Below are 14,780 nucleotides of genomic sequence, written 5' to 3' on the forward strand. Positions count from 1 at the left end.
GGTCAGCGCTTGAGGTCGCGCCGTACGCGTCGTCGTACCTGGAGCATCCGCAGGGAGCCCGCGATGATCGCGAGCAGCATCCCGGCCGCGGTGGCGACCAGCAGCGAGGCGGCCAGCGGGGCCGTGCCCTCCCAGCCGAAGTAGGAGACCTGCACCGACTGGGTGTTCTGCACGATGAAGACGACCAGCAGGATCAGCACCACGGCGGCGACGACCAGGGCGGCCCAGGTGCCGCTGGTCCTCGAGCCGCGCAGCGGGTCGGCCCGGGGGGCCTCGGTCACGGGGGCGCTGCCGGTGTCGCCGGTGACCGGGTCGGTGGTGTCGCTCATGACCTCCGGTGCCCGTCGGCGCACGCCGTCACACGCTCAGACGACGACGACCACCAGGGCCACGACCACGGCAAGCACCAGCAGGAGCAGCAGCGCCCAGACCAGCGGCCGCGGCCGGTCGGGCGCCGAGCCGTGGGTGTGGTGCAAGCGGCTGTCCTGCGAGACCACGAAGCCCATCGTCGGCTCGGTGGCCGAGCCGGGATAGGCGTCCTCGCCGCGCACGTGCTCGTGCGGAGCGGGCGGGATGTCGACCGGATCGGTCCGGGGGTCCTGGCGCTCGGGCATGGTGTCGCTCCTTCGTCTCCGAGATGGACGGAGTTGCTGTCCGGTGCCCATCACACCCCCTGCCGAGACCGCCGTCACCCGGTTTTCCGGCCCGGCGGTCCCCGGCGGGTGGTCAGCCCCCTGCGGCGGAGAGCCGGTCGAACTCCTCGTCGGTCAGCTCGATGCCGGCCGCGACGGTGTTGGACTCCAGGTGGTCGACGCTGGACGTGCCGGGGATCGGCAGCACCACCGGCGAGCGGCGCAGCAGCCAGGCCAGGGCCAGCTGCGACGGCGTCGCGTCGTGCTCGCGCGCGGCGTCGGCCAGCGGGCCGTCCTCCTTCGACAGCGCCCCGGTCGCGAGCGGGAACCACGGGATGAAGCCGATGCCCTCGGCGTCGCAGTGGTCCAGCAGCTCCTCGGCCGAGCGGTCGGCCAGGTTGTAGAGGTTCTGCACCGACACGATCGGCGCGACCTGCTGGGCCGCCTTGAGCTGGTCGACGTCGACCTCCGAGAGCCCGATGTGCCGAATCTTGCCCTCGTCACGGAGCTTCGCGAGCTCGCCGACCTGGTCCTCGAGGGGGACAGCGCCGTCGATGCGGTGCAGCTGGAACAGGTCGATCCGCTCCAGCCCGAGCCGGCGCAGGGACAGCTCGCACTGCTGGCGTAGGTACGCCGGGTTGCCGACCGGGGTCCACACACCGGGGCCCTGGCGGGTCAGCCCGGCCTTGGTGGCGATCACGACGTCGTCGGCGTACGGGTGCAGGGCCTCCTTCAGCAGCTGCTCGGCGGTCTCGGGGCCGTAGGAGTCGGCGGTGTCGAAGAGGGTGATCCCGATCTCGACCGCGCGTCGCAGCACCCGGATCGCCTCGTCGTGGTCCTTCGGCGGGCCCCAGACCCCCTCGCCGGGGAGCTGCATCGTGCCGTAGCCGAGACGGACGACGGGCAGGTCGCCGCCCAGTCGGAAGGTGCCGCTGGCTGCTGCCAGGTTGTCGCTCGTGGTGGTCATTCAGATCTCCTGTTCGCTGCGGTCGCCGGCCCAGAGGGTGTGGAAGGTCCCCTCGCGGTCGACGCGTCGGTAGGTGTGCGCCCCGAAGTCGTCTCGGAGCGCCTGGATCAGGGCGGCGGGCAGCCGTTCGCGCCGGAGCCCGTCGAAGTAGGACAGCGAGCTGCCGAACGCCGGCACCGGTACGCCGCCCTGGGCCGCGGTCGCGACCACCTCACGCCAGGCGTCCACGCCGGCCTTGACCGCGTCGGCGAAGTACGCCGTCGTCAGCAGGGTGGTGAGGTCGGGCTCCTCGGCGTACGCGTCCTTGATCCGGTCCAGGAACTGCGCCCGGATGATGCAGCCGCCGCGCCAGATGGTTGCGACCGAGCCGAGGTCGACGTCCCAGCCGTGCGCCTCGGCGCCCGCCGCGATCTGGTCGAAGCCCTGGGCGTAGGCGACCACCTTGGACGCGTAGAGCGCGGCCCGGACCTGGTCGACGAAGACGTCGCGGTCCACCGACACCCGCTGCTCGTCAGGGTCGGTGGTGAACACCTCGCGGGCGGCGGCCCGCTGCTCGGTGTGGCCCGACAGGCTGCGGGCGAAGGTCGCCTCGGCGATGCCCGTGACCGGGACGCCGAGGTCGAGCGCCGCCTGCACGGTCCAGCGGCCGGTGCCCTTCTGCTCGGCCTCGTCGAGGACGACGTCGACGAACGGCTGACCGCCCTCGCCGTCGGTGTGGCGCAGCACGTCGGCGGTCATCTCGATGAGGAACGACTCCAGGTCGCCGCCGTTCCACTCCTCGAAGACGTCGGCGATCTCGGCCGGGCTGAGCCCGGCGATGCTGCGCAGCAGGTCGTAGGCCTCCGCGATCAGCTGCATGTCGGCGTACTCGATGCCGTTGTGGACCATCTTCACGAAGTGGCCCGCCGCGTCGGGGCCGACGTGGGTCGCGCACGGCGTCCCGTCGACCTGCGCGGCGATCGACTCGACGATCGGGCCGAGCCGCTCGTAGGCGTGCTCGGAGCCGCCGACCATGATCGAGGGTCCGTGGAGCGCGCCCTCCTCGCCGCCCGACACACCCATGCCGACGAAGTGCAGCCCCTTCTCGGACAGCGCCTGCTCGCGGCGGACCGTGTCGGCGAAGTGGGCGTTGCCGCCGTCGACCACGATGTCGCCCTCGTCGAGCAGCGGCACCAGCTCGTCGATCACCGCGTCGGTCGGCTCGCCGGCCTTGACCATGATGATGATCGCGCGCGGCGTCTCGATGCTCTGCACGAAGTCCTCGAGCGACTCGCTGGCCACGAACGTGCCCTCGTCGCCGAACTCGTCGACGAGCGCCTCGGTCTTGGTGAAGGTGCGGTTGTGGACCGCCGTGACGTGCCCGTGCCGGGCGATGTTGCGGGCCAGGTTGCGGCCCATCACGGCCAGCCCGGTCACCCCGATCGTTGCCTGCTGCTCTGCCATGTCTCCAGCCAACTACGCCAGGCCAAACCCCGGCTTTCGCTGGTCTCTCTCGCGAGCGCCAGCGAGTCCCCTCGTTGGTCGAGTAGCGAGCGCCAGCGAGCGTATCGAGACCCTCGGTCATGGTCTCGGTACGCCGGTCGCGACCTCCTTCGTCGGTCGCGCGGCTACTCGACCTGGGGCGTGCCTCTTCGCCCTCGCAGGCTCGGGCGAAGCGCCCTCAGAACACGTTGAGGGGGCGGAACTGGACGGAGATCCGCGGTCCGGCGGACGAGACCTTGGGGACGGCGTGCTCCCAGGTGCGCTGGCAGGAGCCGCCCATCACGACCAGGTCGCCGTGGCCCATCTCGACCACGACCGCCTCGGCCCCACCGGCCCGGGGGCGCAGGTGCAGCTTGCGGGGGTCGCCGACCGAGACGATCGCGACCATCGTGTCCTGGGTCCTGCCGCGGCCGATCGTGTCGCCGTGCCAGGCGACGGAGTCGCGACCGTCGCGGTAGTAGCAGCAGCCGGCGGTGCGGAAGGGCTCGCCCAGCTCGGGCAGATAGTGCTCGCTGAGCGCGTCGCGCGCCTCCTCGAGCACGGGGTGGGGGAGCGGCTCGCCGAGCATGTAGGTGTGCAGCAGTCGCGGCACGTCGACGACCCGGTCGTACATCTGCCGCCGCTCGGCCCGCCACGGCACGTCGGCGACCAGCCGGGTGAAGACGTCGTCGGCGTCCGGCAGCCAGCTGCGTCGTACGTCGACCCAGGCGCCACGGGTCAGCCCGGTCCGCTCGATCCCCGAGAAGTCGCGCACCCCGGCGGGGGCCGCCTGGAACAGCGAGCTCTGGAAGTCCATGCGCGCATCGTAGTCGAACAGGCGTTCGAGCAAAATGTCGGTGAAGTCTGGGAGCATCCCTCCATGACCGAGATCGCCTGCCAGGTGCGCGGGCTCACCAAGACCTACGGCGCGGGCCAGGCCGCGGTACGCGCCCTCGACGACGTGACCCTCGACCTCCTCGCGGGCGAGTTCACCGCGGTGATGGGGCCGAGCGGCTCCGGCAAGTCGACGCTCATGCACTGCCTGGCCGCGCTCGACACCGCCACCAGCGGCCAGGTCCTGGTCGGCGAGCAGGACCTCACCACGCTCGACGACAAGGCCCTGACCCGGCTGCGCCGCGACGAGATCGGGTTCGTCTTCCAGTCCTTCAACCTGGTCCCGACGCTCAGCGCCGAGGAGAACATCCTGCTGCCGCTGGCCATCGCCGGCCGCAAGCCCGACCGCGAGTGGTACGACGCGGTCGTCGACACGGTCGGCATCGGCGACCGGCTGCGCCACAAGCCGAGCGAGCTGTCCGGCGGCCAGCAGCAGCGGGTCGCCGTGGCCCGGGCGCTGGTCAGCCGGCCGCGGATCGTGTTCGCCGACGAGCCCACCGGCAACCTCGACTCGCGCTCCGGCGCCGAGGTGCTCGACCTGCTGCGCCGCAGCGCCGACCAGGGCCAGACGATCGTGATGGTGACGCACGACCCGGTGGCGGCGTCGTACACCGACCGGGTGGTCTTCCTGGCCGACGGGCAGGTCGTCAGCGAGCTGCGCGAGCCCACGCGCGAGCAGGTCCTCGAGGTCATGGCCGGGATGGCCGGCTGATGCTGCGCGCCGCGCTGAAGAGCCTGCTCGGGCGCAAGGTGCGCCTGCTGATGAGCACGTTCGCGATCGTGCTCGGGGTCGCGTTCGTCGCCGGCACCCTGGTCTTCTCCGACACGCTCAACCGCAGCTTCACCGCGCTGTTCGCCTCGACGGTCGGCGACGTCGTCGTCCGGCCCGAGGGCGCGGTCAACCCGATGGGCGACCTCTCGACGCTGACCGTCCCCGCGGACGTCGCGGCCGACCTGGAGCAGGTGGACGGCGCCGCGCGGGTCGACGGCAACGTCAACGCGACGAACGTCGTCGTCCTCGACGAGGACGACAAGGTGGTCGGCGGCTTCGGCCCGCCGTCGCTCGGCTCGAACTGGACCGGGGCCCCCGCGGGCCACGGCCTGGAGGGTCTGGTCATGACCGAGGGGCGGGTGCCCGACGGTCCCGAGGAGGTGGCGCTCGACGCCGGGACGGCAGAGAAGGCCGGGTACGTCGTCGGCGACACCGTCACCCTCAACACCGCCGGGGCCACCGCGACCCTGGAGCCGACCCTGGTCGGCATCGCCGACTTCCGCGAGGGCGGCTCGCTCAACGGGGCGACGCTCACGATCTTCGACACCGTGACCGCCCAGGAGCTCTTCCTGGACGGTGCCGACGCCTACTCCGACCTCTGGGTGACCGCCGAGGACGGCGTCTCCCAGGAGGAGCTGCGCGACCGGGTCGAGGCCGAGCTGCCCGACGGGCTCGAGGCGGTCACCGGTGACGACGCGGCCGACGAGGCGGCCTCCGACCTGCTCGAGGCGATCTCGTTCCTCACCACGTTCCTGCTGATCTTCGCCGGCATCGCGCTCGTGGTCGGCGCCTTCCTGATCGTCAACACCTTCTCGATCCTGGTGGCCCAGCGCAGTCGCGAGCTCGCGCTGCTCCGGGCCCTCGGGGCGTCCAAGCGGCAGGTGCTCGGCTCGGTCCAGCTGGAGGCGCTGGTCCTCGGCCTGCTCGGCGCGACCCTCGGTCTCGGGCTGGGCGTGCTGCTGGCGATCGGGCTGCGGGCCGTCTTCGCCCAGGTCGGGCTGGACCTGTCGGGGCAGTCGCTGATCTTCGCGCCCCGCACCGTCCTCGCGGCCTACGCCATCGGCGTGCTGGTCACCATGGCGGCGGCCCTGCTGCCCGCGCTGCGCACCACCCGGATCGCGCCGGTGCAGGCGCTGCGCGACGACGTCGTGCTGCCCGAGTCCTCGATCCAGCGCCGGCTCCAGGCCGGCGTGGTGCTGGTGCTGGCCGGGCTGGTCTCGCTCTTCGCGGGTCTGGGCGACGTCGTCGAGGTGCCGCACGGCGGCTGGTTCGTCGGCGCCGGCGTGCTGGCGATCCTGCTCGGCGTCGCGGCCGCCAGCCCGGTGATCAGCCGGCCGTTCCTCGTGCTGGCCCGGGTCACCTTCGCGCGCCTGTTCGGCACCGTCGGCAACCTCGCCGGCCAGAACTCGCTGCGCAACCCCCGTCGTACGACGGCCACGGCCTCGGCGCTGATGATCGGGCTCACCCTGGCCTGCACGATGGCCATCGTCGGCGACTCCGCCAAGGCCTCGGTCGACAAGTCCATCGAGGACAACTTCGTCGGCGACTACGTCGTCAGCAACGTCGTGGCGGGGTCGTTCTCGCCCGAGGTCGCCGAGCGGATGCGGGCGGTCGACGGCGTGGTCCAGGTGGTGCGGCAGCGCTACACCGGCGGCACCATCGACGGCGAGCCGCAGGGCGTGGTCGGCATCGACGCCGACGGCGCGGAGTTCCTCGAGCTCACCGCCGCGGCCGGTGACGTCACCGCGCTGCGCGAGGGCACGGTCCTGCTCCAGGAGACCTACGCCGACGACGAGGATCTCCAGGTGGGCGACGACCTGGAGATCGAGATGCCGGCCGGCGACCAGCGCTGGGAGGTCGTCGGGATCTACGAGGACAACCCGGTGCTGTTCTTCCCGATCGTCACCACCGTCGACACGCTGCTCGCGACCGGGGCGCAGGACAAGGACAACGCGCTGATCATCGACGTCGACCCGGCCTCGCCGGGCGTCGGCGACCGGCTGGAGGAGGCGATCGCCGACCTGCCGATCGTCACCGTCAAGGACCAGGCCGAGTTCGCCGAGGAGCAGCGCGCCCCGATCGACCAGTTCGTGCTGCTGATCTTCGCCCTGCTCGCGCTGGCGCTGGTGATCGCCGTGCTCGGCATCGTCAACACCCTCGCGCTGTCGGTCATCGAGCGCACCCGCGAGGTCGGGCTGCTGCGGGCCATCGGGCTCTCCCGGCGCCAGCTGCGGTGGATGATCACACTCGAGTCGGTCGTGATCGCGGTGCTCGGCGCGGTGCTCGGGGTGCTGCTCGGCACCTTCTTCGGCATCGTGCTGATGTACGCCCTGCGCGACGAGGGCCTCGAGGTGATCAGCGTGCCGACCGGCCAGCTCGCGGTCTTCCTCGCCCTGTCGGTGCTGATCGGGGTGCTCGCGGCGGTGCTGCCCGCCCGCCGGGCGGCCCGCCTCGACGTGCTGCGGGCCATCGCCACGGAGTGAGGGGCGCCGGATTGGACTTCGTCAGCCCGAATCGGTCAAGATCCCGGATTTCCCGGACGGAAGGTGTCTAGTCCATCTACCCTCGGGGATGTGGAGGAAGTACTGGTTCCGGACGGACGATCGCTCAAGCACGTACAGGTGCGCGAGTACGTCCGTTCCCTGGTGACCGGCAGCGCCCCCGGATCGCCCGCGCCGTCCGAGCGCGAGCTCGTGCACCGCTTCGGCGTCGCCCGGATGACGGTGCGCCAGGCCATGGACGCGCTGGTCGTCGAGGGACTCCTCGAGCGGATCCCCGGACGGGGCACCTTCGTCGCGCGGCCCCGTCGTACCGCCAGCCGGATCACCAGCTACTCCGAGGAGATGGCGCGCCGCGGCATGCTCGCGGAGTCGCAGACCCTGCTGGCCCGCCGCGAGCAGGCCGGTCCCGGCGTCGCCCGCGCGCTGAGCCTGACCGAGGGGGACGCGGTCATCCACTGGCGCCGGCTGCGCCGCGCCGACGGGGTCCCGATGTGCATCGAGGACGCCTACCTCAACGAGGTCCTGCTCCCGGGCTTCCTGCAGAGCGGCATGCCCACCAGCCTGTACGACGCCCTGGAGTCGCGCGGCCTGCGCCCCTCCTGGGCCGAGGACTCGATCAACGCCGACCGCGGCAACGCCGAGGAGTGCGGCCTGCTCGAGGTGGAGCCCGGCTCCCCGGTGCTGCGCCACTCCCGCCGGGCCATCGCCGGCGACAAGGTCGTCGAGGTCTCGCGCACCGTCTACCGCGCGGACCGGTTCACCCTCTGGGTCCAGCTCGGCCAGGACGGCTAGCAGTCCGCTACAGCTTCCCCAGCGCCGCGACCGGCTCGCCGGTCTCCTCGCAGACCCACACCGGGTCGGGGCCGCCCAGGTCGGGCTGGATGTAGAGCGTGTGCACGGGACCGTCCTCGCAGATCGAGCACAGCGGCCAGCGGCCGGCCGCCTCGAACAGCGCGTCCTGGACGTCCTGAGCGACCAGCCCGGCGACGTACACGGCCCCCTCGGGCCACTGCTCGGCCCACCACTTCCGGGCCGAGACGGCGTCCTCGAGCGCGCTGACCGCGGCCGCCGTCGCCTGACCGCGGGCCGAGAGGTCCGCGAGCACCCGAGCCCGCGCGTCGTACAGCAGCGCGTTGTCCACAGCCCCATTGTGCTCGCGTTTCAAAGGCCGGCCCGTCCGGGCACGCGTCGGGCACCGGTCACGACGGGTGACCACGGTCTCGGGAGGTACGACGATGGGCGCGACCGATGCACCGGCAGAGGTGTTCGTGGAGGCGTGGGACGACCTGCGGCGGCTGCCGCAGGTGATGGACGAGGCGGCCGAGCAGGCGGAGCGGATCGTCGGGCACGCGACGACCTGGGTCGCCAACCGGGCCGGGTTCGAGCCGAGCCCGGTCTGCCTGCTCCGGCCGCTCGCCGAGGCGATGGACCTGGTCGCCTGGGCGTTCCGGCGGACCGGTGAGGAGTTCGCCGAGCAGTGGGCCGAGGTGCGGGCGGGCGTGGTGACGGCCGAGCGCGAGCTGGCCGGCTCCGACGGGCGGGCCGCGGGCTCGAGCGTGGCGCTCGGGCGGGACCTGCGGGGGGTGGCCTGAATGCCGGTCCCGACCCTGATGAGCATCCGGCTCGAGGAGCCCGACCGCGGCGGGAAGCAGCTCGACCACGACGCGACCTTCACGGCCTGGGACGAGGCCTTCACGACCATGCGCGACGTGGTCAACCACGGCATCGACGCCGTCAACCACGCCGGTGCCGGGCTGCCGCGGCTGCCCGAGGGCAGCCTGGAGGAGCTGCTGATCCTGCCGCTGACCGGCGACTACGCGACGATCGGCCAGAACGCCGCGGCGTGCATAAACGTGCGGGAGGCGCTGCACGACTGGGCCGACAACCTGGCGCGGCTCTCGGTCGGGGTCGAGCCGGGCTGGGGCGGGGCCGCGGCGTCGGCGTACCTGCTCCGGGTCAACGCCCTGGGCCTGGCCGCGCGCGGGCTGGGCGAGACGGTGCGGGTCGGTGCGATCGCCTTCGAGGAGATCGCGCGGTTCTCCGAGCGGATCGGCATCGAGGTCGAGCGGCTGGTCGTCGAGCTGGGTCGGACCCTGGTCCGCCTGGCCCGCCGGATCCTGTCGAAGGTCTCCGGCCCGGCCGGCTGGGGCGCCTTCGCGGCCGAGCTGCTGCTGAAGGGCCTGGACGCGATCACCGACATCATCGACGACGTGAAGCGCGTGCTGGAGCTGATCGAGACGCTCCGGGACCTCCACGGGACGGTCGTCGACTGGGTCCACCAGCAGCAGGACCGCCTCGAGCTGTTCCGCGGGCTGCCCTCGCTGGTGCGCTCGTGACCGACCTGGAGGCGGCCCTGGCCCGCGCCGCCGCGGTCTCCGAGCGCGCGGCGGCCGTCACCCGGACCCAGCCCGTCGACCCGGCGGTCCGGGCGGCCCTCGACGAGGTCAGCGGGGCGGCGTCGGCGTCGGCGGCCGAGCAGTCGGTCGGCGAGCGGGTCCGCTGCGGTCTGCTCGGGTGGGACGACGTCTGGCGGGACCCGCACACGCTCGGCCCGGCGGCCGTCCGGCTGGTCCAGCGGGCGCTCGTCGTGGTGGCGCAGGACATCGGTCGCGCCGCGGGCTGAGCGAGGAGTACGACGGCGGGCGTCCGGCTCGAGTTGGCCCGGTGTTCACGCCGGGTTCTCCGGTGGCGATGACAGTGCACGAGCCTGTTGTGGACGCCGCCGACTCGGGTCCGGCCGAAATCGTGGAGGACTCACCTCGTGCCATCGCGTCACCGCTCTGCCCTCATCACCTCCCTCCTGGCCGGCTCCGTCGGCCTGGTCCCGCTCCTGGTCGCGCTGGCGCCGCCGGCGTCCGCCGGGGCCGCCGACGTCAAGATCAACGAGATCGTGTCGAACGGTCCGGCTCCCGACTCGATCGAGCTGACCAACATCGGCGCGGCGCCGGTCGACCTCTCCGGCTGGATCCTGAAGGACGACAAGGACGCGAGCTCGCAGGCGATCCCCGCCGGTACGACGCTCCCCGCGGGCGGCTTCCTGTCCTTCCCCACCACCTTCGGGCTCGGCAACGGCGACGCCGCGCGAGTGTTCCTGCCGGACGGCACCACGCTGGTCGACGGGCACACGTTCCCGAGCCACTCGAACCCGTCGTGGTCGCGCTGCCCGGACGGCACGGGCGCGTTCGTGCAGGCGCAGGCGGCCAGCCTCGGCGCGGCCAACGCCTGCACCGTGCCGGACACGGCGGTGCGGATCAACGAGGTGGAGTCGAGCGGTGGGAGCCCGGGTGACTGGGTGGAGCTGCTCAACACCGGGACGGGTGCGGTGGATGCGTCGGGGTGGGTCTTCCGGGACGCCGACGACACCCACGCGTACGTGATCCCGGCGGGCACGTCGATCCCGGCGGGCGGCTACTTCCTGCTGGAGGAGGCGGCGTTCGGGTTCGGGCTGGGGCAGCCGGACTCGGCGCGGTTGTTCGCGGAGGACGGCACCACGGTGATCGACTCCTACGCGTGGACGACGCACGCGACGACGTCGTACGGGCGGTGCCCGAACGGGACCGGGAACCTGACGACGACCACGGCGCCCACCAAGGGCGCGGTCAACACCTGTCCGGCCCCGGCCGGTGCGGACGCCCTCGAGATCAACGAGGTCAAGACCAACCCGAACCCCGACTTCGTCGAGGTCCGCAACGTCAGCGACGCGCTGGTCGACGTGGCCGACTTCTGGGTGGCCGACTCGGCCGCGAGCCCGGTCCGGATCACCTCCGAGTCCACCCCGCTCCAGCCCGGCGAGCTCTTCGCCTTCAACCCCGACGAGATCGTCGGCGGCTTCGGCCTCGGGGCCGCCGACAGCGTGACGATCCTGCTGTCCGACAAGACCACGGTCGTCGACACCTACGCGTGGACCACCCACCGGCTGCCGTCGTACGGGCGCTGCCCCGACGGCCCCGGGCTGGTCGAGAACCCCGTGGCCAGCCCCGGCGCCGAGAACGTCTGCCAGCCGGTGCGGATCAACGAGGTCGAGTCCAGCGGCGGGCAGCCGGGGGACTGGGTGGAGCTGGTCAACGTGAGCGCCGGGCCGGTCGACGTGTCCGGCTGGGTGCTGAAGGACGCCGACGACACCCACTCCTACGCCATCCCGGCCGCGACCACGATCGCCGCCGGCGCCTACCTGGTCCTCGACGAGGCCGCGTTCGGCTTCGGTCTCGGCCAGCCCGACTCCGCGCGCCTCCTCCGCGCCGATGGCACCACCCTGGTGGACTCCTACGCCTGGACGACGCACGCGACGACGTCGTACGGCCGGTGCGCCGACGGGGCCGGCGCCTTCGTGGCCACCGAGGCGGTCACCAAGGGGGCCGCCAACCTCTGCCCGCCGCCGTTCTTCGGGGTCGACACCGAGCCGTGGCCGGGCAGCCAGACGGTCACGACGTCGGACCCGCAGAACGCCTTCGTCTCCGACGTCAGTGCCGGTGACGTCAGCGGTCTGGCCTTCAGCCCGACCGAGCCCGGCGTGCTGTGGGCGATCAAGAACAAGAACCGTCTCTTCAAGCTGACCAAGGTCGGCGGCCTGTGGACCCCGCTCACCACCGACGGCTGGGCCACCGGCAAGGCGCTGACCTTTGCCGACGGCTCGGGCGAGCCCGACACCGAGGGCGTGACGGTCGGACCGGACGGCGCGATCTACGCGACCACCGAGCGCGACAACACGTCCAGCGGCGTCCCGCTCAACCAGGTGCTCCGCTTCGACCCGACGCAGCCGGGTCCGCTGCGCGCCACCGCGACGTGGAACCTGAACGCCGACTTCCCCGAGCTGGCCGGCATCGCCGGTGGCTCCAACCTCGGCTTCGAGGGCCTCACCTGGGTGCCCGACAGCTACCTGGTCGCCGGCGGGTTCGTCGACGAGAGCACCGGGGCGGCCTACCGGCCGTCGTCGTACGCCGGTCACGGGGACGGTTTGTTCGTGATGGCCCTGGAGAACGACGGCGCCCTCTACGCCTACGCCCTCGGCAACGGCCTCCAGCACCGGGTCGCCAAGGTCGCGAGCGGGTTCCCGCACGTCATGGACGTCTCGTTCGACGCCGAGCGCCAGCAGTTGTGGGCCGTCTGCGACGACACCTGCCAGGGGCAGGTCTCGCACCTGAGGATCGGAGCGAACGGGACGTTCGGTGTGGTCGGGGGCTACGAGCGCCCGACCGGCATGCCGAACCTCAACAACGAGGGCTTCGCGATCGCCCCGCAGTCCACCTGCGTCGACGGGACGAAGGAGGTCGTCTGGTCCGACGACGCGGGCACCGGCGGGCACTCGCTCCGCTCCGCGAGCCTTCCCTGCACCGGGCTGATCGACAGCACCACCGCACCGCAGGTCTCGGGCACGGCTCGGTCCGGCGAGACCCTGACCGCGACGGCCGGCACCTGGTCGGTCGACGGCGTCACCCTCGCCTACCAGTGGCGCCGCGGGGAGACCCCGATCGAGGGCGCGACCGGCACGTCGTACGTCGTCACCAGCGCGGACAAGGGTGCGGCGCTGAGCGTGGTCGTCACCGCCTCGAAGACCGGGTACGCCGACGAGACCGCCGCCTCGGCGCCGGTCACGGTCGAGGACCTGCCGCTGCTGGTCACCGCGCCGGTCGTCTCCGGGTCGGGCCGGGTCGGCGACGAGCTCGCCGTCTCGACCGGTGGCTGGGACGAGGCCGGGCTGGCCTTCGCCTACCAGTGGCTGCGCTCCGGCGCGCCGATCGCCGGGGCGACCTCGGCGACGTACACGCCGACGGCGGCCGACCTGGCCGCCGGCGCGGTCTCGGCCCGCGTCACCGCGACCCGCCCGGCCGGCGGGGCGTCCGGCGCCCCGGCGACGACCGAGCCGGCCTCCGTGGTCGCCGGCGACGCCGCGACCGCGACGGCGGCGCCGCGGGTCTCCGGGACTCCGGTGACCGGGCAGCGCCTGGTCGCCACCAGCGGCACCTGGTCGGTCCCGGGCCTGGCCTTCGGCTACCAGTGGCTGCGCGACGGGGCCCCGATCGCCGGCGCCACGGCGTCGTCGTACCGGCTGGTCGGAGCGGACCAGGGTCGGCGCGTCGCCGTCCGGGTGACGGCGGCCCGGCCCGGCCACGCGAGCGGTACGGCGACCAGCGCGGCCGTCCGGGCGACCGGCCCGGCGGTGTCGAGGACCCGGCTGAGCGTCGCCCGGACGGTCACGGCCGGCAAGCGGGCCGCGGTCACGGTGCGGGTCACCGGTGCCTGGGACCCGACCGGCACGGTCACGGTGGTGCTCGACCCGCGGAAGGGGCGGACCGTCACTCGGACGGTGCGGCTGCGCGACGGCGTCGTCCGGTTCAGCACCGCGCGGCTGGTCGCCGGCGCCTACCGGGTGCGCGCGGTCTACGACGGCGACGCCCTGCACCGCGGCTCGGCGACCGCGACTCGCGTCGTGGTGAAGGCCAAGCGGGGGCGCTGACCTCTACGCTCACGCCATGGGCGAGCTGCTCCTCGAGGTGACGGCGCTCCACGAGCGTGACGTCCCGGGCGCGCACGAGGGCGGGGCCGACCGGCTCCACCTCGTCGCGCTCGGGACCGGTCCCGACGGCTACGCCTCTTCGCCGGAGCCGGCGCTGGTCTCGGCGGTGTGCCGGGCCAGCGACGTCCCCGTCTTCGTGCTGCTGCGGCTCAACGACTCGTGGACGACGACCGGCGGCGAGCTCACCCGGCTGCTCGGGCTGGCCGGCGACTACCTCGGAGCCGGCGCGGCCGGCCTCTCGTGGGGCTTCCTCGACAGCGAGCTGGAGGTCGACGTCGAGGTCTGCCGCCACCTCGCCACCGGCCTGCCGGGCGTGCCGTGGACCTTCCACCGCGCGTTCGACCACACCCTCGACCCCCGCCGCTCCTGGCGCCGGGTCCTCGACCTGCCCGGACTGGCCGGGGTGCGCTCGGCCGGCTCGCCGCGCGGCATGGCCGTCGGCGGCGACGACCTGCTCGCCACCGCGGAGTCCGACCCGGCGATCGCCCGGATGATGATGGCCGGCGGAGGCCTGCTCGCCGAGCAGGTGCCGTGGCTGGTCCGGGCCGGGGTGCGCCAGTTCCATCTGGGCGTCCAGGCGCGGCCCGGCGCGTCGTACAAGTCCTACGTCGACGCGGGCCACGTCCGCTCCTGGCGCCGGCTCCTCGACGACACGCGGCAGCGCCGGTGATCCTCATCGACCCGCCGCTGGTCCCCTCCCGGGGCCGGATGTGGTCCCACCTGGCCAGCGACACGTCGTACGACGAGCTGCACGCCTTCGCGCGCACCCTCGGCATCCCCGAGCGCGGCTTCGACCGCGACCACTACGACGTCCCGTCCGAGTGGTACGACGACGTCCTGGCCGCCGGCGCCGTCGCCGTCACCTCCCGCGAGCTGGTCGCCCGCCTGGTCGCCGCCGGCCTGCGCCGCCGCAAGCCCCGCCGCCCCACCTGACCCCCCCGGCTCTCCGGCCGAGTCAGCAGAAGTTGGGGGGGGGGGGGGGGCCGAGGGGGGCGGGGGGGGCCCCCCCAGCTCGGGGGAGGAGGGCGCGCGGGGGGGC

General features: G+C 73.2%; 15 protein-coding genes. 9 read left to right on the top strand and 6 right to left on the bottom strand.

Going from position 1 to position 14,780, the window contains the following annotated elements:
• Positions 1-2: 2 nt before the first annotated feature.
• The 5 genes from V7S47_RS01065 to V7S47_RS01085 all read right to left on the bottom strand — a co-directional run bounded on the left by V7S47_RS01065 (position 3) and on the right by V7S47_RS01085 (position 3,877).
• Positions 3-329: a LapA family protein gene (locus V7S47_RS01065; RefSeq protein WP_090849587.1), complete on the bottom strand. Its 327-nt coding sequence runs from the start codon at positions 327-329 to the stop codon at positions 3-5.
• 36 nt (positions 330-365) lie between these two features.
• Positions 366-614, bottom strand: a complete 249-nt coding sequence (locus V7S47_RS01070; protein WP_336559886.1) for a hypothetical protein — start codon at positions 612-614, stop codon at positions 366-368.
• Between the two features lie 112 nt (positions 615-726).
• Positions 727-1,599: an aldo/keto reductase gene (locus tag V7S47_RS01075; RefSeq protein WP_336559887.1), complete on the bottom strand. Its 873-nt coding sequence runs from the start codon at positions 1,597-1,599 to the stop codon at positions 727-729.
• On the bottom strand, positions 1,600-3,042 hold the full coding sequence (gene gndA / locus V7S47_RS01080) for an NADP-dependent phosphogluconate dehydrogenase (RefSeq protein WP_336559888.1): 1,443 nt from the start codon (positions 3,040-3,042) through the stop codon (positions 1,600-1,602).
• A 217-nt stretch (positions 3,043-3,259) separates the two neighbouring features.
• Complete coding sequence (locus V7S47_RS01085) at positions 3,260-3,877, bottom strand: alpha-ketoglutarate-dependent dioxygenase AlkB (RefSeq protein WP_336559889.1); 618 nt, start codon at positions 3,875-3,877, stop codon at positions 3,260-3,262.
• A gap of 63 nt (positions 3,878-3,940) precedes the next feature.
• On the opposite strand from V7S47_RS01085, the gene V7S47_RS01090 reads away from it, so the two are divergent.
• The 3 genes from V7S47_RS01090 to V7S47_RS01100 all read left to right on the top strand — a co-directional run bounded on the left by V7S47_RS01090 (position 3,941) and on the right by V7S47_RS01100 (position 8,019).
• Positions 3,941-4,666, top strand: a complete 726-nt coding sequence (locus tag V7S47_RS01090; protein WP_336559890.1) for an ABC transporter ATP-binding protein — start codon at positions 3,941-3,943, stop codon at positions 4,664-4,666.
• Positions 4,666-7,209, top strand: a complete 2,544-nt coding sequence (locus tag V7S47_RS01095; RefSeq protein WP_336559891.1) for an ABC transporter permease — start codon at positions 4,666-4,668, stop codon at positions 7,207-7,209. The genes V7S47_RS01090 and V7S47_RS01095 overlap by 1 nt, the downstream gene beginning before the upstream one ends.
• Positions 7,210-7,347: 138 nt before the next feature.
• Positions 7,348-8,019, top strand: a complete 672-nt coding sequence (locus tag V7S47_RS01100) for a GntR family transcriptional regulator (protein WP_244509194.1) — start codon at positions 7,348-7,350, stop codon at positions 8,017-8,019.
• Positions 8,020-8,026: 7 nt separating this feature from the next.
• Here V7S47_RS01100 and V7S47_RS01105 read toward each other — a convergent pair whose 3' ends face one another.
• Positions 8,027-8,368 (bottom strand): hypothetical protein, encoded by a 342-nt coding sequence (locus V7S47_RS01105; protein ID WP_090849603.1) that lies wholly within the window; start codon positions 8,366-8,368, stop codon positions 8,027-8,029.
• 94 nt (positions 8,369-8,462) lie between these two features.
• On the opposite strand from V7S47_RS01105, the gene V7S47_RS01110 reads away from it, so the two are divergent.
• The 6 genes from V7S47_RS01110 to V7S47_RS01135 all read left to right on the top strand — a co-directional run bounded on the left by V7S47_RS01110 (position 8,463) and on the right by V7S47_RS01135 (position 14,674).
• The gene (locus V7S47_RS01110; protein ID WP_336559892.1) at positions 8,463-8,819 is read left to right on the top strand and encodes a hypothetical protein; all 357 of its coding nucleotides are present in this window, start codon (positions 8,463-8,465) and stop codon (positions 8,817-8,819) included.
• Positions 8,820-9,563 (top strand): hypothetical protein, encoded by a 744-nt coding sequence (locus tag V7S47_RS01115; protein WP_336559893.1) that lies wholly within the window; start codon positions 8,820-8,822, stop codon positions 9,561-9,563.
• Complete coding sequence (locus V7S47_RS01120) at positions 9,560-9,850, top strand: hypothetical protein (RefSeq protein WP_336559894.1); 291 nt, start codon at positions 9,560-9,562, stop codon at positions 9,848-9,850. Before V7S47_RS01115 ends, V7S47_RS01120 begins: the two co-directional genes overlap by 4 nt.
• 138 nt (positions 9,851-9,988) lie before the next feature.
• On the top strand, positions 9,989-13,681 hold the full coding sequence (locus V7S47_RS01125) for a lamin tail domain-containing protein (RefSeq protein ID WP_336559895.1): 3,693 nt from the start codon (positions 9,989-9,991) through the stop codon (positions 13,679-13,681).
• Positions 13,682-13,697: 16 nt separating this feature from the next.
• Positions 13,698-14,411, top strand: a complete 714-nt coding sequence (locus V7S47_RS01130) for a copper homeostasis protein CutC (protein WP_090849611.1) — start codon at positions 13,698-13,700, stop codon at positions 14,409-14,411.
• On the top strand, positions 14,408-14,674 hold the full coding sequence (locus V7S47_RS01135) for a DUF4031 domain-containing protein (RefSeq protein ID WP_090849613.1): 267 nt from the start codon (positions 14,408-14,410) through the stop codon (positions 14,672-14,674). Before V7S47_RS01130 ends, V7S47_RS01135 begins: the two co-directional genes overlap by 4 nt.
• Positions 14,675-14,780 lie beyond the last annotated feature (106 nt).

This window comes from Nocardioides sp. CCNWLW216 (genome assembly GCF_037120545.1).
In the GTDB taxonomy this organism is placed as follows: Bacteria; Actinomycetota; Actinomycetes; order Propionibacteriales; family Nocardioidaceae; genus Nocardioides; species Nocardioides lianchengensis.